22 protein-coding genes and 1 tRNA gene are annotated in these 23,735 nt (G+C 64.6%); 10 read left to right on the top strand and 13 right to left on the bottom strand.

The window, feature by feature from the left end:
- Position 1: 1 nt before the first annotated feature.
- Genes moaC through BMG03_RS14230 form a run of 4 tightly spaced genes read right to left on the bottom strand, consistent with a single transcriptional unit; the run spans position 2 to position 2,902 of the window.
- Entirely contained in the window at positions 2 to 487 is a 486-nt protein-coding gene (gene moaC / locus BMG03_RS14245) for a cyclic pyranopterin monophosphate synthase MoaC (protein ID WP_075775658.1), read from the bottom strand.
- Positions 484 to 1,281: an indole-3-glycerol phosphate synthase TrpC gene (gene trpC / locus BMG03_RS14240; protein WP_075775657.1), complete on the bottom strand. Its 798-nt coding sequence runs from the start codon at positions 1,279 to 1,281 to the stop codon at positions 484 to 486. Before trpC ends, moaC begins: the two co-directional genes overlap by 4 nt.
- A complete protein-coding gene (gene trpD / locus BMG03_RS14235) occupies positions 1,278 to 2,300 on the bottom strand; it encodes an anthranilate phosphoribosyltransferase (RefSeq protein ID WP_075775656.1) in 1,023 nt (340 codons plus the stop codon). The genes trpC and trpD overlap by 4 nt, the downstream gene beginning before the upstream one ends.
- 8 nt (positions 2,301 to 2,308) lie before the next feature.
- Positions 2,309 to 2,902 (bottom strand): anthranilate synthase component II, encoded by a 594-nt coding sequence (locus BMG03_RS14230; protein ID WP_075775655.1) that lies wholly within the window; start codon positions 2,900 to 2,902, stop codon positions 2,309 to 2,311.
- A gap of 181 nt (positions 2,903 to 3,083) precedes the next feature.
- Between BMG03_RS14230 and BMG03_RS14225 the strand changes: the two genes are divergently transcribed.
- Positions 3,084 to 4,967: a divergent polysaccharide deacetylase family protein gene (locus tag BMG03_RS14225; protein ID WP_075775654.1), complete on the top strand. Its 1,884-nt coding sequence runs from the start codon at positions 3,084 to 3,086 to the stop codon at positions 4,965 to 4,967.
- 36 nt (positions 4,968 to 5,003) lie between these two features.
- On the opposite strand, the gene trpE is transcribed toward BMG03_RS14225, so the two are convergent.
- From trpE to fabI, 7 genes are all read right to left on the bottom strand, one after another.
- Positions 5,004 to 6,515 (bottom strand): anthranilate synthase component I, encoded by a 1,512-nt coding sequence (gene trpE, locus BMG03_RS14220; RefSeq protein ID WP_075775653.1) that lies wholly within the window; start codon positions 6,513 to 6,515, stop codon positions 5,004 to 5,006.
- Between the two features lie 11 nt (positions 6,516 to 6,526).
- Positions 6,527 to 8,368: a peptidylprolyl isomerase gene (locus BMG03_RS14215; protein WP_077701276.1), complete on the bottom strand. Its 1,842-nt coding sequence runs from the start codon at positions 8,366 to 8,368 to the stop codon at positions 6,527 to 6,529.
- A 64-nt stretch (positions 8,369 to 8,432) separates the two neighbouring features.
- Positions 8,433 to 9,614, bottom strand: coding sequence for an aminotransferase (locus BMG03_RS14210; protein ID WP_075775652.1), 1,182 nt, complete (start codon positions 9,612 to 9,614; stop codon positions 8,433 to 8,435).
- Positions 9,615 to 9,784: 170 nt separating this feature from the next.
- Complete coding sequence (locus tag BMG03_RS14205) at positions 9,785 to 10,303, bottom strand: DUF2127 domain-containing protein (RefSeq protein WP_075775651.1); 519 nt, start codon at positions 10,301 to 10,303, stop codon at positions 9,785 to 9,787.
- Between the two features lie 3 nt (positions 10,304 to 10,306).
- Complete coding sequence (gene gpt / locus BMG03_RS14200; RefSeq protein WP_075775650.1) at positions 10,307 to 10,813, bottom strand: xanthine phosphoribosyltransferase; 507 nt, start codon at positions 10,811 to 10,813, stop codon at positions 10,307 to 10,309.
- Between the two features lie 11 nt (positions 10,814 to 10,824).
- On the bottom strand, positions 10,825 to 11,442 hold the full coding sequence (locus BMG03_RS14195; protein WP_075775649.1) for a LysE family translocator: 618 nt from the start codon (positions 11,440 to 11,442) through the stop codon (positions 10,825 to 10,827).
- Position 11,443: 1 nt separating this feature from the next.
- Complete coding sequence (gene fabI / locus BMG03_RS14190; RefSeq protein ID WP_075775648.1) at positions 11,444 to 12,265, bottom strand: enoyl-ACP reductase FabI; 822 nt, start codon at positions 12,263 to 12,265, stop codon at positions 11,444 to 11,446.
- 165 nt (positions 12,266 to 12,430) lie between these two features.
- On the opposite strand from fabI, the gene pdxH reads away from it, so the two are divergent.
- The 9 genes from pdxH (at position 12,431) to BMG03_RS14145 (ending at position 20,702) form a co-directional block, all read left to right on the top strand.
- Positions 12,431 to 13,054, top strand: coding sequence for a pyridoxamine 5'-phosphate oxidase (gene pdxH, locus BMG03_RS14185; RefSeq protein ID WP_075775647.1), 624 nt, complete (start codon positions 12,431 to 12,433; stop codon positions 13,052 to 13,054).
- Between the two features lie 121 nt (positions 13,055 to 13,175).
- Entirely contained in the window at positions 13,176 to 13,730 is a 555-nt protein-coding gene (locus BMG03_RS14180; protein WP_240496975.1) for a cold-shock protein, read from the top strand.
- Positions 13,700 to 14,191: a DUF192 domain-containing protein gene (locus BMG03_RS14175; protein WP_075775646.1), complete on the top strand. Its 492-nt coding sequence runs from the start codon at positions 13,700 to 13,702 to the stop codon at positions 14,189 to 14,191. Before BMG03_RS14180 ends, BMG03_RS14175 begins: the two co-directional genes overlap by 31 nt.
- A gap of 40 nt (positions 14,192 to 14,231) precedes the next feature.
- Positions 14,232 to 14,308, top strand: a tRNA-Pro gene (locus BMG03_RS14170).
- A 523-nt stretch (positions 14,309 to 14,831) separates the two neighbouring features.
- The gene (locus tag BMG03_RS14165; RefSeq protein WP_075775645.1) at positions 14,832 to 18,491 is read left to right on the top strand and encodes a vitamin B12-dependent ribonucleotide reductase; all 3,660 of its coding nucleotides are present in this window, start codon (positions 14,832 to 14,834) and stop codon (positions 18,489 to 18,491) included.
- Between the two features lie 129 nt (positions 18,492 to 18,620).
- Positions 18,621 to 18,866: a hypothetical protein gene (locus BMG03_RS14160; RefSeq protein ID WP_075775644.1), complete on the top strand. Its 246-nt coding sequence runs from the start codon at positions 18,621 to 18,623 to the stop codon at positions 18,864 to 18,866.
- An 11-nt stretch (positions 18,867 to 18,877) separates the two neighbouring features.
- Complete coding sequence (locus tag BMG03_RS14155) at positions 18,878 to 19,402, top strand: ImmA/IrrE family metallo-endopeptidase (RefSeq protein WP_075775643.1); 525 nt, start codon at positions 18,878 to 18,880, stop codon at positions 19,400 to 19,402.
- 249 nt (positions 19,403 to 19,651) lie between these two features.
- Positions 19,652 to 20,266, top strand: a complete 615-nt coding sequence (locus tag BMG03_RS14150; RefSeq protein WP_075775642.1) for an HD domain-containing protein — start codon at positions 19,652 to 19,654, stop codon at positions 20,264 to 20,266.
- A 94-nt stretch (positions 20,267 to 20,360) separates the two neighbouring features.
- Complete coding sequence (locus tag BMG03_RS14145; RefSeq protein ID WP_075775641.1) at positions 20,361 to 20,702, top strand: zinc ribbon domain-containing protein YjdM; 342 nt, start codon at positions 20,361 to 20,363, stop codon at positions 20,700 to 20,702.
- Between the two features lie 456 nt (positions 20,703 to 21,158).
- On the opposite strand, the gene BMG03_RS14135 is transcribed toward BMG03_RS14145, so the two are convergent.
- Both BMG03_RS14135 and BMG03_RS14130 read right to left on the bottom strand, forming a co-directional pair.
- A complete protein-coding gene (locus BMG03_RS14135; RefSeq protein WP_075775639.1) occupies positions 21,159 to 22,184 on the bottom strand; it encodes an SH3 domain-containing protein in 1,026 nt (341 codons plus the stop codon).
- Between the two features lie 74 nt (positions 22,185 to 22,258).
- Positions 22,259 to 23,650, bottom strand: a complete 1,392-nt coding sequence (locus BMG03_RS14130) for an oligosaccharide flippase family protein (protein ID WP_075775638.1) — start codon at positions 23,648 to 23,650, stop codon at positions 22,259 to 22,261.
- Positions 23,651 to 23,735 lie beyond the last annotated feature (85 nt).

The raw sequence follows: 23,735 nt of genomic DNA, 5'->3' as shown, positions 1-23,735 counted from the left end.
CTCATGTTGCGCTCCCTTCAGCCTCGTATTTGCCGGATTTCCCGCCGTCTTTCAGCACGACGCGGATACCCTCGATCTGCATGGATTTCTCGACCGCCTTGAGCATGTCATAGACTGTCAGCGCAGCCGCCGACACGGCGGTCAGCGCCTCCATCTCGACGCCGGTCTGACCCGAGGTTTTCACGGTGGCGCGGATGCGCACACCAGGCAGCGCCTCGTCGGGTTCCAGATCGAGCGTGACCTTGGTGATCGGCAGCGGGTGACAGAGCGGGATCAGATCGGAGGTCTTCTTCGCGGCCATGATGCCCGCGATCCGCGCGATGCCCAGAACGTCGCCCTTCTTCGCGGTGCCCTTCAGGACATAATCCAGCGTCTCGGGCAGCATTACCACGCGCCCCTCGGCCACGGCGATGCGGTCGGTCACGTCCTTATCCGAGACGTCGACCATATGGGCCTGACCGTCCTTGTCGAAATGCGACAGGCTCATGCGACCTCCAGAAGCGTCCGGGTGGCGCCCGCGACATCGTCCTGCCGCATCAGGCTTTCGCCGATCAGGAAGCGGCGCGCGCCGACCTCGGCCATCGCGGCCATGTCGTCGCGGGTGAAGATGCCGCTTTCGCAGACCAGATCGCGGCCCTCGGCGAGGATGCTCGGTGCAAGTTCGCGGGTCACGTCGAGCGTGACCTCGAAGGTCTTCAGGTTGCGGTTGTTCACGCCCAGAAGCGGCGATTTCAGATGTTTGAGCGCGCGCTCGGTCTCTTCCATGTCATGCACTTCGACCAGCACATCCATGCCCCAACCAAAGGCTGCGTCTTCCAGCTCAGCCGCAAGATCATCCTCGACCGAAGCCATGATGATCAGGATGCAATCGGCGCCCCAGGCGCGGGCCTCCGCGACCTGATAGGTGTCATAGAGGAAATCCTTGCGCAGCGCGGGCAGCGAGCAGGCCGCACGCGCCGCCGACAGGAATTCCGGCGCGCCCTGAAAAGACGGCGTGTCGGTCAGCACCGACAGGCAGGCCGCGCCGCCTGCCTCATAGGCTTTGGCCAGCGCGGGCGGGTCGAAATCGGGGCGGATCAGTCCTTTCGAGGGCGAGGCCTTCTTGATCTCGGCGATCAGCCCGTAGCCCGTTTCCGCCTTCGCGGTCAGGGCGTTGGCAAAACCGCGCGTGGGCGCCTGCGCCTTGGCCTGAGCTTCAACCTCGCTCAGCGGGCGGGCGGTTTTGGCCGCTTTGATCTCTTCAAGCTTGTAGGCCTTGATCTTGTCGAGGATCGTGCTCATCCGGCGACCTCCTGCGTGATGCGGGCCAGCGTTTCCAGAGCGGTCTTGGCCTTTCCGCTGTCGATGCTCTCGGCCGCCATTTCCGCCCCGGATTTCAGGTCCGAGACCTTGTCGGCCACGACGAGCGCGGCGGCGGCGTTGAAGATCACCGCGTCGCGATAGGCCGAGGGCTCCCCCTCGAGCAGTGCGCGCAGGGCGGCGGCGTTCTCGGCTGCGGTGCCGCCGATCAGATCGCGGAAGCGATGGACGGGCAACCCTGCATCCTCGGGGTGGATCTGGATCGACTCGATCCGGCCGTTTTCCAGCGCGGCGACTTCGGTCGTGCCGCAGATGGTGATCTCGTCGGTGCCGTCCGAGCCATGGACAAGCCATGCCTTCTCGGAGCCGAGCATCTGCAACGTCTCGGCCATCGGGAAGATCAGGTCGGGCGCGAAGGCCCCGGTCAGCTGTCGCTTCACGCCTGCGGGGTTGGTCAGCGGGCCGAGGATGTTGAAGATCGTCTTGCAGCCCAACTCCTGACGCACCGACCCGACATGACGCATCGCGGGGTGGTGGATCTGCGCCATCATGAAGCCGATATTCGCCTCGGCCAGACCGCGCTCTGTCGCCTCCGGCCCCGCCATCACGTCAATGCCGAGCTCGGACTGCACATCCGCCGTGCCCGATTTCGACGAGGCCGCGCGGTTGCCATGCTTTGCGACCGGAACGCCCGCGCCCGCCACGACGAAGGCCGCAGCCGTCGAGATGTTGAGCGTGTGCATCCCGTCGCCGCCGGTCCCGACGATGTCGATTGCGCCTTCGGGGGCTTTGACCGGCACGCATTTCGCGCGCATCGCGGCGGCGGCAGCGGCATATTCCGACACGGATTCCCCGCGCGCCCTCAGCGCCATCAACAAGCCGCCGACCTGCGCGGGAGAAGCTTCGCCGTTGAACAGGATTTCGAAGGCCATCTCTGCCTGCGCGCGGCTCAGCGGCCCTTCGGAGGCCGAGTAGATCAGCGGCTTCATCGCTTCGCTCATGGGCTGGCTCATGCGGGCACCTTCAGGCTGACGCCTGCCTCTGTCAGGAAATTCTTCAGCATCGCGTGGCCATGCTCTGAGGCGATGGATTCCGGGTGGAACTGCACGCCCTCGATCGGCAACTCGCGATGGCGCAGCCCCATGATCGTGCCGTCATCCAGCTCGGCGGTGATCTCGAGGCAGTCGGGCAGGCTCTCGCGCTCCACGATCAGCGAGTGGTAGCGCGTGGCTTTCAGCGGAGAGGGCAGGCCCTTGAAGCAGCCTTTGCCCTCGTGGCGGATCTCGCCCATCTTGCCATGCACGATCTCGGAGGCGCGCACGACTTTCCCGCCGAAGGCCTGACCGATGGTCTGATGCCCCAGACAGACGCCGAACAGCGGCAGCTTGGCCTCGGCCGCGGCCATCACCAGCGGCAGGCAGATGCCGGCTTGATCGGGATCGCAAGGCCCGGGCGAGAGTACGATCGCCTCGGCACCCATGCCCATCGCGTCCTGAACGTTCAGCGCGTCGTTACGCCAGACCTTCACATCGGCGCCCAGCTCGCCAAAATAGTGCACCAAATTGTAGGTGAAGCTGTCATAATTATCGATGAGCAGCAGCATGGCCGGGCCCTTTCGTTTGTTGGCCCCCGGTGTCCCCGATGCGGTCAGGCGCGGATGCGCCTATCAAGGGGGGTGAACCGGGGATCGGGTCGGGCTATAGATGCTATCAGCGAAGGGCCGGGGTCAAGGGCAGTCCCCGGGAAAAGCCGCGTATCAAGAGCGGTGAAGATGGAGGCAGGCAATGATGCGATCTGTGATGAAGGGCGGGCTGGCCGGTCTGCTGGTCGCGGTTTTCGGCACGGCGGTGATGTCGTTGATCTTCCCGGCCCCGAAAGAGCCCGGCGCGGAGATCAAGCTCGCCGGAAGCCCGACGCCCGAAGAACCCGCGAATGTGGACTTGCCCGCGGGCTCCGATTTCTCGCGTCCGGCGACCGATCGAACGCCCGCGATGCCGACCCCGGACGGGGCGCCGCTCTCGGCACCGACCCGGGCGCCCCGCGTGTCCGAGCCGCAGCCAAGCCTCGCGCCGCCCAGTGCCGACGAAATTCAAAGCGCCGCGCGCCCCGAGATGTCGACCGACATGGCCGAGCCGCGTCCCGAAGCGCAAGGCGAGACGGTCGCGCTCGCCGCGCCGATCGCGCCGGAGGCGGGCGCGCAACCGGCCAGCGTCCCGCCTTCCGCTCTGCAAGGTGCGCCTGCGCCCGACACCGCACCCGAGGTTGCGCCGGTGATCGAGCCCGCGCCTGCGCGCGAGACATCGCCGGAAGCCCCGAATGTCGCGTCGGCGATGAGCGCGCCGACAATGGACACACCTGCGACGACGCCCGCCGCCCGCGAGGCGCAGCCGGATATGACTGCAGAAAATGCGCCGGCAGCCGAGATGCCCGCCTTGCCGGAGGTGAGCTTGCAGCCGCCGGAAGCGCCCGAGAAAGCAATGCCGCCCGCCGATCAGGGGAATACGGCTGTCGTCGCGACCGATATGCCCGCACTGCCCGGGGCCAAACTGACGCCCCCCAAACCGGAGCCCCAAACGGCTCCGTCCCTGGCGGACATGCCCGCACCTGATCGGTTGCCGTCCGAAGGGGAGGGGATCGACACCGCGCAGGCGGATAAACCCGAGATTTCGACCGACCCATCGGCAAGCCCGGACCTGCCCGCTGGGCGCGCCCTCCCGCAAGGCGGGGATGCGGTGCCGACCAAGCCGCGCATCTTCTCGTTGCAGGATGTGCCCTCGATGCCGGGCAAGCCCGCGAGCGGGTTCAAATCAGCGCCCGGCGTCGTGGTGGATCGCTTGCCGCAGGTGACGCCTTCGGCGCCGCCCTCCCTCGGGGACGGACCTGACGGCGGCGGCGCGCAGGATGCGCCGGGGACCGCGCAGGTCGATGCGGCTGACCTGAGCCCGATCGAGAAATTCGCAGCCCCCGCGCCAGCCGGCGACAAGCCGGAGATTTCGCTGGTTCTGATCGATCCGGGCGTGGCGAGGGGCGGGCTCGATCCGGCGACGATCACGGCGAGCGATCTGCCGATGACCATCGCGATCGATCCAACCCGGGACGGCGCTGCCGAAGATGCCAAAGCCTTCCGCGCGGCGGGGTTCGAGGTCGCGATCCTTGCGTCCGGTCTGCCCGCCAATGCCGCCCCCGAGGATGTCGAGGTGGCGCTCGAGGCGTGGCGTCACGTGATCCCCGAGGCCGTCGCCGTCGTGGAGCCGCCGGAGCCGCAGTTCCAGAACAACCGTCCGCTCGCGCGTCAGATGGTCTCGGCGCTCGGGCGCAGCGGGCTGGGCGTGGTCACGCAGAAGAAGGGGTTCGACAGCGCCAACCAGATCGCGATCTCCGCCGATCTGCCGCGCGCGCAGGTCTGGCGCGTGATCGATGACGGGCGCGAGAAGGCTGCCGTGATCTCGCGGATGCTGGCGCGCGCCGATTTCGAAGCAGAGCGCAATGGCTCGGTAGTGGTAATGCTGTCCGCTTGGCCGGAGTCGTTCCAGGGGATCGAGGATTGGTATGTAGACGCGCAGGACAAGGTGACGCTCACCCCGGTCTCGGCGCTCGCACTTGATACCGTGACGCAAGCTGCGCCCGCCCCGGAGACCGAGCCGAAAATGGAAAACGCGGGCCAGTAAGCCCGCGTTTTCCATTTTCGCCTGTGGTGACGGTGCTCAGCCGTTGCCGCGTGTCGCCACGAACAGCCCCGCATCCTCGGCGGCCTTGCGCAGCGCTTTGGACTTATTGACCGTCTCCTGCCATTCCGCCTCGGGGTCGCTGTCATAGACCACGCCGCCGCCCGCCTGAATGTAGAGCGTCTTGTCCTTCACCACCGCCGTGCGCAGCGCGATGCACATGTCCATCTCGCCATTGGCCGCGAAATAGCCCACGCCACCGCCATAAATGCCGCGCTTCTCGGGCTCCAGCTCGTCGATGATTTCCATTGCGCGAACCTTGGGCGCGCCCGAGACAGTGCCCGCGGGCAGACCGGCCAGCAGCGCCGAGAGCGCGTCCTGATCGTCGCTGAGCTCGCCCACCACGTTCGAGACGATATGCATGACGTGGCTGTATCGCTCGATGATGAACTTCTCGGTCGGGTGCACGGAGCCGATCTTCGAGACGCGGCCGACATCGTTGCGACCGAGATCGAGCAGCATCAGGTGCTCGGCCAGCTCCTTCTTGTCGGCCAGTAGATCCTCTTCCAGCGCCTTGTCCTCGGCAGGGGTAGCCCCGCGCGGGCGGGTGCCCGCGATCGGGCGGATCGTCACCTCGCCCTCGCGGACCCGCACGAGGATTTCAGGCGACGCGCCCACGATCTGGAAGCCTCCGAAGTTCAGGAAGAACATGAAGGGGGAGGGGTTGGTGCGTCGCAAGCTGCGGTAAAGCGCGAAGGGCGGCAGCGGGAAATGCGCCGACCAGCGCTGCGCCGGAACCACCTGGAAGATGTCTCCCGCGCGGATGTAATCCTTCGCGGTCTCCACGGCGGACATGTAGCCCTCCTTGGTGAAGTTCGAGCGCATCTCGCCGACCTGCAGGCTCTCGCCCAGATCCCGGCTCTCGACCGGCGTGCGGTCGAGATCGCGCAGCGCATCCGAGACGCGCTCGGCGGCCTGCGCATACGCGGCGCGCGCCGACAGACCGGCCGACTGGAAGGCCGGCGCGCAGATGATCACGTCGCCCTTCACCCCGTCGAGTACGGCCACGACCGACGGGCGCAGCAGCATCGCGTCGGGTACGCCCAACGGATCGGGGTTCACGTTCGGCAGCTTCTCCACCAGCCGGATCGTGTCATAGCCGAGATAGCCGAACAGACCCGCCGCCGCGGCAGGCAGATCGTCGGGCATGTCGATGCGACTCTCCGCGATCAGCGCCCGCAGGCTATCGAACGGGTGGCCCGGAAGATCTTCCCATGCCTCGTCGAAGCGCGCCGAGCGGTTGATCCGCGCCTGCTCGCCCCGGCACTCCCAGATCACGTCAGGCTTCATGCCGACGATCGAGTAGCGTCCGCGCACCTCCCCACCGGTCACCGATTCCAGCATGAAGGAATTCGGCTGCGCCTCGGCGAGCTTGAGCATCAGCGAGACGGGCGTGTCCAGATCGGCCGCGAGCCGGGCGTAGACCAACTGATTTTCACCCTTGGCCCAGCGTTCCTCGAACGCCTCGAAAGAGGGGGAGAGAGCGACCACGACGGGCCTCCTTACTGCATCTGCGACTGCACCGCGGTCACGGTCTGGCTGTCGAGATCGAGCCCGGCCTCCGACTCCACGGCGGTCGCGTAGAAATTGAGCAGGTCATTGGCCAGCGAGTTCGACAGCTGTTTGCCGATCTGACCCGAGATCAGCTTGGTGTCAGCATCTTCCATATCCGCCGGGATGACCTTGTCGGTGACGAAGACATAGACCTTGCCGCTGGCGGTGATCTGCGCCGGCTTGCCCGGTTCGGTCTTGAAGACCTTCGAGACCACGGGCGGCGGCAGTTCGTCGGAATAGCCGCCGCGCCCGATGCTCGCCACCTTGGTGGTCAGCACGCCGGTCTCGCCCAGCGACTTGCCGCCCTCGACCGCAAAGACGATCTCCTTGGCGCGGGCCTCTTCCGCCTGCACGACCTGATCGGCGCGCCACGCATCGGCCACGTCGCTCTTCACCTCGTCGAAGGGCTTGGGCTGGGGCGGCACGATCTTGTTCAGGCGCAACGCGAAGACGCCGCCATCCGACAGGGTCTGCAGCTCGGGATAGGCGTCGGTCGTCGCCTCGTTCGCCGCCTTGCGGAATTCGTCATAGCCCGCGATGCCGTCGGTGCTGTCGGCGGTGAAACCGATCTGGCCAAGCTCCATGTCGGTTTCCTTGGCCATCTCCTCCAGAGTCGCGCCTCCGGCCAGACGGTCCTGCAGGTTTTCACTCATCTTGCCGATCTCGTTGCGCGCCTTCTCGGCCTCGGCATCGCCCGCCAGTTCGTCGCGCGCGTCGGCGAACGAGGTCTCCTGTGCATCGATGATGCCGTTCACCTTGAACAGCGCCGGGCCCAGATCGGTCTCGACGGGGCCGACCACGGTGTTGTTTTCGGCCGAGAAGACCGCGTCGGCGGCCTTGCCCAGATCGTCGCGAGTCACGTCGCCCAGATCGGCATCGTCCAGCGTCAGGCCGCGATCCTTCGCAAGATCGGCAAAGGTCGCGCCGCCGTCCAGCTTGGCTTTAGCGGCTTTCGCGGCATCCATGTCGGAATAGACGAGACGCTCCACGAGGCGCTTTTCGGGCTGCTTGAACTCGTCGATCCGACGCTCGTATTCGGCCTTCAGCGTGGCGTCGTCGATCTTCACCTTGTCGGCCAGCATCTCAGGCGTCAGCCATGCATAGGTGATGTCACGCGTCTCGGGCGCGGTGAACTGATCGATATGGTCGTTGTAATAGGTTTTGAGCTGCTCGTCCGTCGGATCCGGGATCGCCTTGGTCAGATCGCTCTCCGTCACTTCCGCCCAAGTGAAGCCGCGCTTCTCGCCTACATATTGCGTATAGGCATCCACGACGGGCTTGGGGGCATCCACGCCGCCCGCGACTGCGCCCTGAATGATCGAGCGGGCGAGATCGTCGCGCAGCTGCGCTTCGAATTGCTGCTCGGAATAGCCTTGCTGGCGCAGCGCGAACTTGTAGGTCTCGCGGTCGAACTTGCCCGAGGCGTTCTGGAAGGCCGGGATGTCGTAGATCTTCTGCTGCAGCTGCTTGTCGCCGACCGAGACGCCAAGACGCCGCGCGCCCTCACCGATCGCGGCCTGACCGATCAGCTTGCCCAGCACCCGCTGGTCCGCGCCCGACGCCTTCATCTGCGCCATCGTCACCGCCTGGCCAAGCTGCTGCGAGCGCTGCTGCATTTCCTGACGCAGCGCGCGAGCGTAATCGTCCACGGTGATCTTGGTCTCGCCGACCGCGCCGACCGACTTGGCCGAACCGGAGAAGCTGCGTAGCCCGAAACCGCCGAGACCAAGGATCAGCATGGCCAGCAAGATCCAGACGACGACACTCTTGCCGTGGCTGCGCATCTTCATCGGGGGTCCTCCTCGGGAATTGTCTTTTGGCGCTGTTTAGGGCTTTGATTACTGGCCTGCAAGGCTAGCTGCGCGCGAGGCTCGCCAGCCGGTCGCGCAGCGCCGCGATCCCGTCACTGTCGACATTGGCGAAGGCGATCCGCATCTGCTGCGCGGCTCCGTTTGCGCCCTGTGGCATGAACATCGTGCCGGGCAGCATCAGCACGCCCGCCTCGCGCACCAGAGCCTGCGCGAAATCAGGAGAGGGGCGCGGATCGGGATGGGTGACATAGGCGAAATAGGCGCCGCAGCCCAGCATCTTCCAGCCTTCGAGATCGGCGAAGGCCGCCTCCATCGCGGTGCGGCGACGCAGGATTTCCTCGCGCTCGCCCGCGACCCATTGCGACAGGTGAACCATCCCCCACAGCGCTGCCATCTGACCAAGCTGCGAGGGGCAGATGGCCACCGTGTCGAGAAATTTCTCCACTTCTGCGAGGCGCGCCTCGCCTGCGACGATGGCGCCGACGCGATGCCCAGTCAGGCGATAGGCTTTCGAGAAGGAATAGAGATGGATGAAATAGTCCGGCCAGTCGGGATCGGAGAACAGGTCATGCGGAGCGCCATTGCGCGAGTCGAAGTCGCGATAGGTCTCGTCCACGATCAGCGCGAGCTTGTGACGCTTGGCCAGATCGGCGAAGGCGCGCAGCAGCTCGGCCGGATATTCCGCCCCGCCCGGGTTGTTGGGCGAGACGAGCACGATCGCCCGGGTCTTGCCGGTGATCTTCGCGGCGGCCTCCTCGGGATCGGGCAGTAGCCCCGCGCCGGGGGCGAGCGGCACCGTGTGCACGCCCGCCATGTCGAGCCACATCTTGTGATTGAAATACCAAGGCGTCGGCAGGATCACCTCGTCGCCCGGGCCTGCGAGCGTGGCCAGCGTCGCGCAGAACGCCTGATTGCAGCCTTGGGTGATCGCGACCTGACGCGCCGCGACCTCGCCGCCATAGGCCAGCGACCATTGATGCGCGAGTTCCGCGCGCAGATCGGGAAGGCCCAGAACAGGGCCGTAGAGATGCGCCTGCGGATCATTCAGCGCGGCTTCGGCGATGGCTTGGCGCAGCGCCTCGGGCGGCGGATCGACGGGGGCTGCCTGCGAGACATTGATCAGCGGGCGATCGGCGGTGAACTCGACCCCGTCGAGCCAGCGCCGCGCCTCCATGACCGGGGGCGGGAAGGTGGCGGCGAGTGCGGGGTTGAGCGGATGGGGCATGAAGGTCCTCTTGGCTGATCGGCGCGAGATCAGCAGAGCGCCGCGCGCTTGGCAAGAGGCGGGAGCCTCCGGTGGGGATATTTGGATCGAGAAGAAGGGGCTGCGCTTTCTCTTGTCGGGAATATCCGGGGGTGAGGCGCAAACGGAGGCAGAGAAGGGGGCAGCGCGCCCTAGCTGCGTCCCTCATGGTGGTTGCGCCATGCGAAGCTGTGCCGCACATACCACTCGCGTAGGGTCAGCGCGATGACCACGAGATCCAGCACCGTCAGCGCCAGCATGCCCGCGCCATGGTTCAGACTGTAGAGATACATCTGGTAGGCCACGAAGCCGGTCATCATCACGATCGCCATCGGGTAGGCCCAGATCAGTCCGCGGATCAGCAGGATCACCACGACCAGCTTCAGCAAGCCGTGGCTGGTGAAGTAGAAGCCGTAGAAATCCTGAGTCTGGATCGAGAAGTGATGGGCCGCGTTGAGGAACGCATTGGCGATGCGGTCATTGGGATCCTCGCGCAGCTCGCGCGCGGTCAGCCAATGCGCGGCGTCGAAGACCGCATTCTTCGGCAGCCCGAGAAGCGCGAGGCCGGACAGCGTTTCCGCAATCTCGAAGATCGCCTTGATGATCAGGCTGACCTCGAAAAGCCAGTGCAGGAACCGCCCGAGAGGGGTTCCGGGTGCGCCGAACCGCACTGATCAGTCCGTGCCGCGATAGGGTTGCACATATTGCAGCGCCATGTCCCAGGGGAAGAAGATCCAAGTGTCCTGGCTGACTTCGGTGATGAAGGTGTCGACCAGCGGTGCGCCCATCGGCTTGGCGTAGACTGTGGCGAATTGCGCCTTCGGGAAGAGGTCGCGCACCAGCTTCAGCGTGTTGCCGGTATCGACGAGGTCGTCAACGATCAGCACGCCTTCGCCGCCGTTTTCCATCAGGCTCTCCTGCGTGGGCTTGATGACCTGCGCTTCGCGTTGTTCCTGATGGTTGTAGCTTTTGACCGAGATCGTATCGACCGTGCGGATGTCCAGTTCGCGCGCGACGATCGCCGCCGGAACGAGGCCGCCACGGGTGATGCCTACCACGGCGCGCCAGCTGCCGTCGCCCGGCCCCTTGCCGTCGAGGCGCCATGCCAGCGCACGGGCGTCCCGGTGGATTTGGTCCCAGCTGACGTGGAAGCCTTTTTCATGCGGCAGACGATCGGACATCGGGGGTCTCCTCAGCTCAGAGCGAGTTTCAGACCGAGCAGCGCCAGCAGGCCGCCGAAGCAGCGCTCGATCACGGTTTTCAGGTTCAGATAGGCCGCGCGCGTCTTCTCGAGCGAGAATATCCGCGCGACGATGACGTTCCATCCCGCATCGTTGAACATCACGATGCCGAGGATCGCGGCATAGGCCCATGCGGGCGCCGAGGGCGGGATGAAGGTCAGGAAGACGGTGCCGAAGAATACGGCGGGTTTCGGGTTGGCGAGCTGGGTCGAGATGCCGAGCCAGATCAGACGCGGAGCCGAGCGGGTGCGGGGCAGGTCGGGAATCTCATCGTCCATCGGATCGTCCGCATGGCGCCACATCTTGTATGCGAGCCACAGCAGATAGGCCGCGCCGGCGATTTTCAGCGTGGTAAGCAGGGCAGGGGCGATCTTGAAGACGAGGGCGAGACCGAACAGGGCCGCCGCCGCCCAGATAACCGCGCCCAAGCCGATCCCGAGTGCGAGCCAGATGCCGCGCTGGAACCCGTCGCGCAGTCCCGTGCGCGCGGCCAGCAGCACAGCTGGCCCCGGCGACATCGCCGCGGCCAGATGCACGAAATAGATCGCGGTGAGGGCCGCGAGGGTCATCTCATTCCTTCCGCTTGGTGACCACGTCGATATCGGGCGCGTCGACCGCTTTCATGCCCACGACGTGATAGCCCGCGTCGACATGCAGCGTCTCGCCGGTGGTGCCGGAGCCGAGATCGGAGAGCAGGTAGAGCGCGGCCTTGCCGACCTCTTCCTGCGTCACGTTGCGGCGCAGCGGCGAGTTCAGCTCGTTCCACTTCATGATGTAGCGGAAATCGCCGATGCCCGAAGCCGCGAGCGTCTTGATCGGACCGGCGGAGATCGCGTTGCAGCGGATTCCGTCCTTGCCGAGGTCCTCTGCGATATACATCACACTGGCTTCCAGCGCCGCTTTCGCCACGCCCATCACGTTGTAATGCGGCATGACCTGCTCGGCACCGTAATAGGTCAGCGTGAGCAGCGAGCCGCCCTCGTTCATCATCGCAGCAGCTTCCTTGCACACTGCGGTGAAGGAATAGACCGAGATGTCCATCGTGGTTTTGAAGTTGTCGCGCGAGGTGTCGACATAGCGCCCGCGCAGCTCCGACTTGTCGGAGAAACCGATCGCGTGGACGACGAAATCGATGCTGTCCCAATGCGTGCGAAGCGTCTCGAAAAGGCTCTTGATCGAGTCGCCGTTGGCGACGTCGCATTCGACGAGGATCTCGGAGCCGAGCTGTTCGGCCAGCGGTCCCACGCGCTTCTTGAGCGCCTCGCCCTGGAACGAGAAGGCGAGTTCCGCTCCCGCATCCGCGAGGGCCTTGGCGATGCCCCAGGCGATGGATTTGTCATTCGCAAGGCCCATGATCAGCCCGCGTTTGCCCGCCATCAGGTTGTTCGACATGTCAGGTTGCCCCCCGCTTCGCTCTGGTAAGTCCGAATGCTTTAGGCGAAAGGTGAAGACGCATCAAGGCTACTGACCTCCGGTCAAGCATGATCGTGTGGATCGTGTTGCCGATCGGAGCGTTGGGCACGGTGTGCCATGCGACGGGCCAGACTGGAGGCGAGTATGAGTGACAGAACCGGAATTTTCGCGGGCGACGATCCATTCGCGATCGCGCAGGCTTGGCTGAGCGAAGCCGAAGAGACCGAGATCAACGATCCCAATGCGATAGCGCTGGCGACGGTCGATCCGGACGGGCTGCCCAATGCGCGCATGGTTCTCCTCAAGGAAATAGAGGGGCGCGACATGCCCTCGGGCGGGGCGTTCGTCTTCTACACCAACTACGGATCGGTGAAGGCGCAGGAGATCGAGAGCGCCGGAAAAGCTGCTTTCGTGATGCATTGGAAGTCATTGCGCCGCCAGATTCGGGTTCGCGGTATGGTTGAGCGCGAGGAAGGGCCGCAGGCCGATGTCTATTACAAGTCGCGCTCCTTGAAATCGCGTCTCGGGGCCTGGGCCTCGCGACAAAGTGAGCCGCTGAGCTCGCGCAGCGCGCTGATGGCGGAGGTCGCGAAGGTGACGGCGGGTCATGGCACAAATCCGGAACGACCGCCTTTCTGGGGAGGGTTCAGAATCAAGCCCTTGGAGTTGGAATTTTGGGCGGACGGCGCATTTCGCCTTCACGATCGTTTCCGTTGGAGCCGGCAAACCCTTGCCGATGCGTGGGAAGTGACCCGCCTAAACCCCTGAAACTCGCGCTTCGTGAATTGCATAGGGTCTTGAAACTTTGAGAATTCTCTTGAAGTGTCGCGTGAATACCGCATCTCCTGAGTGAGGTGCGGGCGGAAATGCGAACAGGAAAGCCCGAAGTATGCAAACGGGATGGAAGATGCTGGGGGAGTCGGAGGCCGAGCCTCGCGAAGTCACCGGCACCGTTAAATGGTTCGACCCAGTCAAAGGGTTCGGCTTCATCGTCGATGGCGAAGGGGGGCCGGATATCCTTCTACACGCGAATGTGCTTCGCAATTTCGGCCAGGGCTCGATTGCTGACCGCGCACGGATTCGTGTCCAGATGCAGCTGACCCCGCGCGGCGCGCAGGCGGTCGAGGTCTTGGAGATTTTACCCCCGGAAGGCGAGCCCGTCGCGCCGATCGAAGATTTGGGTGACAACAGTTTCGACGATATCGCGGCCCTGCCGCTGGAGCCGGCTAGGGTGAAGTGGTTTGAAAAGGCCAAGGGATTCGGCTTTGCCAACATCTTCGAAAACGAAGAGGATATTTTCATTCACATGGAAGTTCTGCGTCGGTCGGGCTTCGCCGATCTCAGCCCCGGCGAAGCGGTGTGCCTTCGGGTGATCGAAGGCAAGAGGGGGCGGATGGCGGCACAGGTGCTCGCATGGGATGCTGGTTTGAAATCCGGGCGCTGAGCGCCGCCCTTCTTCTGAGTTTGGCGCCGGGCATCGCCGCGGCGGACGGAGCGCAATGCCGGGACGATCTCGCGATTCTGCGCACGGATGGCCAGTTGGTGAATTTCACCATCGAGATTGCCGATGACAGTGCAGAGCGTGCGCAGGGCCTGATGGGTCGGCGCGAGATGGAGGCGGGGGCAGGGATGCTCTTCATCTATGACCGCCCGCGCGAGGTCGCCTTCTGGATGCACGACACGCCGCTGCCGCTCGATATGGTTTTCATCGATCCGGCAGGACGCGTGGTGAAGGTCGCGGCGAACACCACTCCCAATGACGACACGCCGATTCCTTCCGGCGCGCCGGTACGCTACGTGCTCGAGATCAATGCCGGGATGGCCGCGCGCTACGGGATCGCGCCGGGTGCGGTGCTTGCGCATCCCAGCGTCGATCCGGCACAAGCCGCATTTCCCTGCGAATGACCCTTTCCTTGTGCCGAACCTCTTTGTAAGGAGAGGGCGTCGGGGCGTAGCGCAGCCTGGTAGCGCGTCTGTTTTGGGTACAGAAGGTCGTGAGTTCGAATCTCGCCGCCCCGACCATCCCTCCAAATTGCCGATTCCGGCCCTGACTACATCTAGTGGCAGGTCTTGATTGTGGCACTAGCGACACGATCCGCGAATTTGCCCATTTTTTGCGCAAAGCCAGCGCCGCTATCCACAAGATATTGCGTGCTGTGGATTGAAATTCCCAGATGAGCCGCAAACGCGCGGGAATCCTCAATGAAATTTGGCCCTTATTGGTGCCGCAGCGCGGCGTCCCAGCGTTAACCAAATGTGGAGGAATCGTGGAGTCCGCTTCCCTTGGGGCCGGTCAACTGAAAAATGGACTGACTCAAGGTGAAAGTTTCGTTGACGGCTCGGAGCGCCTACGGCAGGTTGTGTGGTGTCGGAGGCCGACCCACCAGATGTAGTGGGGCCTAGGGCCAAGGGACAGATTTCGGACATTGCACCCCCGAATCCGGGGCGCGCAGCCCTCGCGGTGTCGACTGCGAGGCCCGGGCTTTCTGTTCTCTGCGGCTCCCGCCGACACCGGATTTGACTGACTGCAAACGGGGACAGGGCAATGAAGATCGAACGCAAGTTCACCACCGACGAAACCGGCGCCTACGGCGCGCTTGAGTTCACGACGACCGCATCCGAGATTCGCAATCCCGACGGCAAGGTGGTGTTCCGCAACGAGTCGGTCGAAGTGCCCGGCGGTTGGAGCCAGGTCGCCTCGGACGTTCTGGCGCAGAAATACTTCCGCAAGGCCGGCGTCCCGGCGGCGCTGAAGAAGGTCAAGGAAAAGGGCGTGCCGGAATTCCTGTGGCGCTCGGTTCCCGATGAAGAGGCGCTGGCCCAACTCCCCGAAGAGGCGCGCTTCACGGGCGAAAGCTCGGCCAAGCAAGTGTTCGACCGTCTCGCCGGTGCCTGGTGCTATTGGGGCTGGAAGGGCGGCTACTTCACCACGGAAGCTGATGCGCAGGCTTACTATGACGAGATGCGCTTCATGCTGGCCGAACAGATGGCCGCGCCGAACTCGCCGCAATGGTTCAACACCGGCCTGCACTGGGCCTACGGCATCGACGGTCCCGGTCAGGGCCACTTCTATGTCGATCACAAGACCGGCAAGCTGACCTCCTCGACCTCGGCCTACGAGCATCCGCAGCCCCATGCCTGCTTCATCCAGTCGGTCTCGGACGATCTGGTGAAAGAGGGCGGGATCATGGACCTCTGGGTCCGCGAGGCGCGCCTGTTCAAATACGGCTCGGGCACGGGCACCAACTTCTCTAGCCTGCGCGCCGAAGGCGAGAGCCTCTCGGGCGGTGGCAAATCCTCCGGCCTGATGGGCTTCCTCAAGATCGGCGACCGCGCGGCGGGCGCGATCAAGTCGGGCGGCACCACGCGCCGCGCCGCGAAGATGGTGATCTGCGACATGGATCACCCGGATATCGAGGAATTCGTCAACTGGAAGGTCATCGAAGAGCAGAAAGTGGCCTCGCTGGTCGCGGGCTCCAAACTGCATGAGCGCGAGCTGAACGGCATCTTCGCCGCGATCCGCGAATTCGACGGCTCCGACGAGACCTCGGTCGATCCGACTCAGAACGAGGCGCTGAAAGCCGCGATCAAATCCGCCAAGCGCGTGATGATCCCGGAGACCTACATCAACCGCGTGCTGCAATATGCACGGCAGGGCTACAGCTCGATCGAATTCCCGACCTACGACACCGATTGGGACTCGGAAGCCTATGTTTCGGTTTCGGGCCAGAACTCGAACAACTCGGTGCGGGTCACCAACGCCTTCCTGAAAGCGGTGAAGGACGATGCCGATTGGGAACTGATCCGCCGCACCGACGGCAAGGTCGCGAAGACCGTGAAGGCGCGCGAGCTGTGGGAGCAGGTTGGCCACGCCGCATGGGCCTGCGCCGATCCGGGCATCCAGTTCCACGACACCGTCAACGAATGGCACACCTGCCCCGAGGACGGCCCGATCCGCGGCTCGAACCCGTGCTCGGAATACATGTTCCTCGACGACACGGCCTGTAACCTTGCCTCGATGAACCTGCTGACCTTCTACAAGGACGGCAAGTTCGACGCCGAAAGCTACATGCACGCCACCCGCCTGTGGACCGTGACGCTGGAAATTTCGGTGCTGATGGCGCAGTTCCCCTCGAAGGAAATCGCGCAGCGCAGCTACGACTTCCGCACGCTGGGCCTCGGCTATGCCAATATCGGCGGCCTGCTGATGAACATGGGTCTGGGCTACGACTCGAAAGAGGGCCGGGCGCTGTGTGGCGCGCTGACCGCCGTGATGACCGGTGTCTCCTACGCCACTTCGGCCGAGATGGCGGGCGAGTTGGGCGCGTTCCCGGGCTACGAGAAGAACTCGAAGCATATGCTCCGCGTCATCCGCAACCACCGCAACGCCGCTTACGGCAAGAGCGATGGCTACGAGAGCCTCGAGATCAAGCCGGTCGCGCTCGATCACAAGGGCTGCCCCGATCCGGAACTGATCGCGCTGGCCAAGCAATCCTGGGACGAGGCGCTGGCCCTGGGCGAGCAGCACGGCTACCGCAACGCGCAGGTGTCGGTGATCGCGCCGACCGGGACGATCGGTCTGGTAATGGATTGCGACACCACCGGGATCGAGCCGGACTTCGCGCTGGTGAAATTCAAGAAGCTTGCAGGCGGCGGCTACTTCAAGATCATCAACCGCTCGGTGCCGGGCGCGCTCGAAACGCTGGGCTATAGCTCGGCGCAGATCGAAGAGATCATCGCCTATGCCGTGGGCCACGCCAGCCTTGGCAACTGCCCCGACATCAACACCACCGCGCTGATCGGCCACGGCTTCGGCCCGCGCGAGATCGAGAAGGTCGAGGCCGCGCTGCCGACCGCCTTCGATATCCGCTTCGTCTTCAACCAGTGGACGCTGGGCGAGGAGTTCTGCACCCAGACGCTGGGCATCCCGGCCGAGAAGCTGAACGATCCGACCTTCGACATGCTGCGTCACCTCGGCTTCACCAAGAAGCAGATCGACGCCGCGAACGACCATGTCTGCGGGACGATGACGCTGGAAGGCGCACCGCACCTGAAGGACGAGCACCTGAGCGTGTTCGACTGCGCCAATCCCTGCGGCAAGAAGGGCAAGCGCTACCTCAGCGTCGAGAGCCACATCCACATGATGGCTGCCGCGCAGAGCTTCATCTCGGGCGCGATCTCGAAGACGATCAACATGGCGAACCACGCCTCGATCGAAGACGTGAAAGCGGCTTACGAGCTCAGCTGGTCGCTCGGGATCAAGGCCAATGCGCTCTACCGTGACGGGTCGAAACTGTCGCAGCCGCTGGCCGCCGCGCTGGTCGAGGATGACGAGGAGGCCGAGGAAATCCTCGCCACCGGCTCGACCCAGGAAAAGGCCGCCGTGCTCGCCGAGAAGATCGTCGAGAAGGTGCTGGTCAAGGAGATCGTCCGCAGCCACCGCGAGAAGCTCCCCGAACGTCGCAAGGGCTACACCCAGAAGGCGGTCGTGGGCGGTCACAAGGTCTATCTGCGCACCGGCGAATACCATGACGGCACGTTGGGCGAGATCTTCATCGACATGCACAAGGAAGGCGCTGGCTTCCGGGCGATGATGAACAACTTCGCGATCGCCGTGTCGGTGGGCCTGCAATACGGCGTGCCGCTGGAGGAGTTCGTGGACGCCTTCACCTTCACCAAGTTCGAACCGGCCGGGATGGTGCAGGGCAACGACTCGATCAAGAACGCGACCTCGATCCTCGACTACGTGTTCCGCGAACTGGCCGTGTCCTATCTCGACCGCACCGACCTTGCGCATATCAAGCCGCAGGGCACCAGCTTCGACGATCTGGGCGGTGGCGAGAACGAGGGCAAGCGCGCCGACGGCAATGTCGAGCCGATGTCCGAGAACGCTTCGAAGTCGCTCGAAGTGCTGCGCCAGATTTCCTCGACCGGCTATCTGCGCAAGCGCCTGCCGCAAGAGCTGATGGCTCTGCAGGGCGGCGTGGAAGTGGTGACCTCGCAGATGCCCGCGCAAAGCGCGCAGGCCCGTGCCTCCAGCTCCACCGCGGTCTCCTCGGGCTCGGTCCAGATGGATGCCCGCGCCAAGGCGAAGATGCAGGGCTACGAGGGCGAAGCTTGCGGAGATTGCGGCAACTACACGCTGGTGCGCAACGGCACCTGCATGAAGTGCAACACCTGCGGGGCGACCAGCGGTTGCTCTTGAGGGACAGGGGTCTCGGTCTGGCGGCCGGGGCCCCGACGACGACGGCGCGGTCCGGTCTGTCCGGGCCGAGGGAAGACGGGCGCGGCCCGAGGGACAGAAACGACCGCCAAAGGCGGCAAGGAGCGGAAATTGGACCTGATCGTCGGCAATAAGCGGGTGACCCCCAAAACGACGCGCCGCATCCCCGGTGGCATCGAGGCCGAGCTGGTGGGCGAGGGGCTGACCTCGCTGATCGACGCGACTTTCACGGGCACCGAGATCGCCTGCCTCGGCGGCGACCTCGATCACCACGCGCTCGACGTGACCGATATCCGGATGGGCGGCGGTGCGACCACCGTCACCCTGATGACCGCGCGCGAGATGGCGCTGCACTGAAGGAGGTGTGATTGAAAAGTTTACGAGACATCTTCAAGCGTCTTCCGCAAAGTGGCGAGCATCGTCATCTGCTGAGGAACTTCAACTTTGCTCCGTCAATCGATGGCAAGGCGAAGTCCGTACGGGTTCTGGCGGAAGCTTTGGGTTTCGATGTGGTTCGTACTCCGCTGCCTCGCAGAATGGCGGGGCGCTTGGTGCAGGATGCTTTCGCTCCAAATGGCTACCGCATCGAGGTTAACAGCGAGCAGTCTGTCACCGCACAGCGTTTCGCGGTTTTGCACGAAATCGGCCACTACTACCTGCACGCGGATCACACAGACCCGCTTGGCGCAGTCGCATATCTGGATCGCTCTGAAAGTATGTTCTACGCCGATCCGAAAGAAGAGCGCGAGGCCAATCAATTTGCGGCAACGTTGTTGTTCGGTGATGGAGCGCTTGAGGCTGCTCGCTCACTACATGGAAACGACGTTCCCAAGCTTGCGCATTATTTCGGGGTGTCAGAACGCACCATCGAGATTGCGATGAAACAATACTGAGATCCGGGGCGGGTGCGCTCGTCCCAGACGCCGAGAAGGCCCAGGCGAGACTAAAAACAGCTCGGGCGGTAAACTAATGAGCCTGATCGGCGAAACTGGCCCTCTCCGCCCCCGGAGAGGGCCTCTTTCCGTTCGGGGTGAAACTGGAAGGTGCGGCCGCGCTCTGGCCATTTTCGCCATCCCGCGTCACGATGTCCGGTGTGGCCCGAGGCGGCCAAGGAATGAAACCCGCAACCGGAAGGACCGCAGATGACCGCATCCGGACCGACAGTCTCCTTCATCCAGATGAAAGACGGCACCCGCGAAGATTACGAACTGCTCGAAGAGCTGGAGAAGCCTTTCCTTGCAGGAACGGCGGATCGGTTGTTGCGCGAACTCGCCGCGCAGGCGGAGGAGACGCTGTCGGGCTACCAGATCACGCGGCTCGAACACGGGCTGCAGGCGGCGACCCGGGCGCGGCGGGACGGGGCGGATCTTGACTGGATCGTGGCGGCACTGCTGCACGACATCGGCGACCGGCTCGCGCCCCAGAACCACGACCGGATGGCGGCGGAAATTCTGCGGCCCTATGTCCGCGAGGAGGTCTCGTGGGTGGTCGAACATCACGGCATTTTCCAGATCGCCTATTACGGCCATCACTACGGTTGGGACCCGGAGGAGCGCCAGAAATTCAAGGACCACCCCTGTTATCGCAGCTGCGAGCAATTCTGCGAGCGCTGGGATCAGTCGAGCTTCGATCCGGCCTATCCGATGGACCCGCTGGAGAGCTTCGTCGGGGACGTCCGCGAGGTGTTTTCCCGCAAGGCCTATGCGCCAGAGGTCCTGCGCGCTGGCGAGGTTCACGGCTTGCCTGATGCAGCCTGAGCGGGCCGGAGCCGCACAGATCGCTTCCCGCTTTTTCTCGCAGGAGAAAGATTTTTCTGGCGATAACAGGCGCGCGAGACTAAGGGCATGACCCATGAGCGATACCTTGCCCCCGTGCCCCGAATGCAACTCGTCCTTCACCTACGAGATGGACGCCCTGCTGATCTGTCCCGAATGCGGCCATGAATGGTCGGCCTCGGGTGACGCGGATGCGCCCGCGGAGGTGCGCGACGCGGTGGGCAACGTGCTGAACGACGGCGACACGGTGACCGTGATCAAGGACCTCAAGGTGAAGGGCTCCTCCTCGGTGGTGAAGGTCGGCACCAAGGTGCGCGGCATCCGTCTCGTCGACGGCGATCACGACATCGACTGCAAGGTGCCCGGCATCGGCCAGATGGGGCTGAAGTCGCAATTCGTGAAGAAGGTTTCAGAGTAAGCCTCCTCACTGTCGCGTCGCGACCCAGGTGCCGCTGCACCCGTCGACGTTTTGATAATCCCCCACGAGGCGCCCTTTGACGAGCTGCCCCTTGAGTGAGCCGACAGAGCGCGTTCGGAAGTAGAAATTCCCGACGATCCGGTCGGCTCCGACGACTTGCCCGGTTACCCTGTAGGAAGCTCCGTAGGTGTTGGTGGCCTGGCCCGAAACCCGGCCGTCCCGGATGAATATCCCGCCGTAGCCCGGCGTGCAGGGCCGATCCATCACACGCATGCTCTGAGGGGTGTACCTACCGACCCAGTGCCCGTCGAGCGGGCTTGGCCGTCCGTCGGGTGGCTCTGGAACGCAGGCTGCGAGCGCGCTCAGGGTCACGCCCGCCAGGGCCGCGGTGGCGGCCCTGCGTGTGAGTGTCGTCCTCTTGTTCATTGGATTGTCCTCCCGGGTTCGCGCCCGCGCTCACTCGATCCCGACGATCATCGTGAAGGGGGCAGGGGCGTCGCCGATATTGTACACCGTGATCCGGTTTTCGCCGTTGAGCCAGAGCTGTCCGCGATAGTCGCGCCTACCGCCGCGGCTCTCGTAGAGAAGCTGGCCGTCCGGGGTGAAGATGTTGAAATGCACCGCAGGCGAGCCTGTCTGGAGCTGTGCCGTCAGGAACTGCTTGGCCCGCGCGCCGAGCCGGTAGTTGACCGCAGCGCCGGGGGCGAGGGTCGATCTCAGCACCGCGCCGCTCGTGCCGGGGGCGAACTGGACCTGCTGATCGCGGGTCTCGGGTTCGGCCACGCGCGGTGGCGGGGCAGAGCCTTCTCGCAGATAGCGTCCTGCGACCCAGCCGGTCAGAGAGCCCTCGGTGGCCGCGACCTGGCACCAGCGCTGACCCTCGGCCATTCGGCAGCCCATGTTGCGCAGGATCGCCCCCTCGGGGAACCGGCCGAGGATCGTAGCCCCGGTCGAGGGCCCCGCGCGCAGGTTCAGCGGATCGTTGATATCGCCGGTCTGGACCTGCCAGAAATCCGGCCCGCCCTGCAGCCCGTCGGCATAATCACCCTGCACGATGGCGCCGGTCTTCCCGGTGATCCCGATCCGGATGTCGAAATTCGCAACCTCGTCGCGCCGCGCCGCCGAGCGCATCATGTAGACCGAGATCTTGTATGTCCCCGAACTCGGCAGCGTGCCGGTGTAGTGGTTCAGCTCGGGCGTGAACTGGCTGTTGATGATCGCCTGATCGCCGGGCCCGCTCCCGGGACCGTAGAGGTTGAAATACGTGGCGGTGTGGTTCGTGGACAGCTTGATATCGATCGTCTGACCGGCCTCGGCGCCGATCGTGTAGATCACGCTGTCATAGCCCTTGATGCGATCGCTCAGAACCGCGTTATCCGCTCCGGCTGAGAAATACACCGGAACCTCGCGCATCTCCTCCGCGAGGGCAGGCGTAGCGAATGAGAGCGCCGCGACGAAGACATAACCCAGAAATCGGTTCATACCGATCCTCCATCTTTGGTTTATGGCGCGCGTCATCGGAGAGTGTAGCACGAAAATCGTACAGAGGCGCGGAGTCAGGCAGTGCCGATCTGCGGGCGTCCGAAATAGGCCCGCAGATGGGGCAGGGCGACAAGTTGCGCCGCGATCAGGAGCAGCGCGATCGGCCAGATCAGCAGCGTGCCGGGCGCGGCAAGTGTAATCAGCGGGATCGCGACCAGCACGAGTGCGGTCGTCAGCGCAGCGCGGCCAACCTGTGGCAGCGCCATGACCCGCGACAGCCGCCAGAGCGCCACGCCGAGACCGATCGCCTCGCCCGTGACCCCGAGCCAGATCACCGGCACGACCGAGCCGGTCTGGGCAAGCGCCCAATAGCTCAGCGGGAGAACCGCGATCCGGGGCAGGTTCCCCCAAAAGCCATTATCGGTCTGCCCCGCCGAGAGCGCGACCGTGCTCGGCCCGTTCTTGATCGCGCGGAGCGCGTTCATAAGCGCGAAGGGGATCAGGAGCGGCAGGAGGCTTGCATATTTCGTCCCCAGAAGGGCGGTGACGACGAACGGTCCGATCAGGACCGTGCCCAGCAGGAGGGTCGATCCGGTGAGGAACATCCCCTCGAATGTCGCCCCGGCAAGCTGGCGATGCGCGGAGGCGTCCGCACGGCCATGTGCGACCGAGAGTTTCGGTAAAAAGAGGTTCTGCACCGACTTCGCGCCAATCAGCGTGGGCGTCAGCGTCAGTGTCATGCCCATCGCGAAGACCGCCAGCGCCTCCATTCCTGCCAGTCGCCCGACGATGATCTTGTCGCCCTGAAAGACGAGATACATCAGGGCCGCATTGGCCAGAAGCGGCGCGCCGAAACGCAGGTTCGCGCGCATCTCGGCGCGGTCGAGGCGCAGGCGGTAGCGGCGCTCGGCCATCAGGTGCGAGACCAGAACCCCGAGGGCCGCGTGCAGCAGGACCGCCCAAAGCGCCACCTGCCAGTCGTCGACGAGACGCGAGAGCGGCCAGATCGCGATCAGCGCGGCCAGTGCGGGCAGCGCCCCTGTCAGCAGCATCGGGCGATAGTGGCCCCTGCGCTGGGCGCGGTGGATGTCGAAATGCTGCGCCGCCGTCAGGAGCGGCACCAGCGCGAGCCAGCGATAGGCAGATGCGGCCTCCGGGATCGCGAGGAAGTCGGCGATCGGCCCCGCCAGCACGAACAGCGCCGCCGCCGCGATCAAGCCGCGCAGCAGTTGAAAACCTTGCAGTGCGGCCTGAAACGCCGGGTCGTCGCCGCGCTTCGACTGCACGATCTGCTGCTGCAGCCCCAGCGTCGAGCCCATCTCGATCACCGCCATCACCATCGCGAAGGTCGCGGCCACGCCGTAATCGGCGACCGGGATCAGCCGCGCGATTACGAGGTTGCGCGCGAGCATCAGCGCCGAGGTGGCGGCGTTCCCGCTGAGGATGAGGATCGCGGTGCGAAGCATGTACAGTCCGATATGGCGCGGGATTTCGCCGCCCGCGCATGTTTTGCGCCCATAATCCCGCCCCGGCTACCGCTTGGTCAAGCGC

This window comes from Thioclava nitratireducens (assembly GCF_001940525.2).
GTDB lineage: Bacteria > Pseudomonadota > Alphaproteobacteria > Rhodobacterales > Rhodobacteraceae > Thioclava > Thioclava nitratireducens.
The sequence above is the reverse complement of the archived record's forward strand: the minus strand, read 5'-3'. Positions and strand labels throughout refer to the sequence as shown.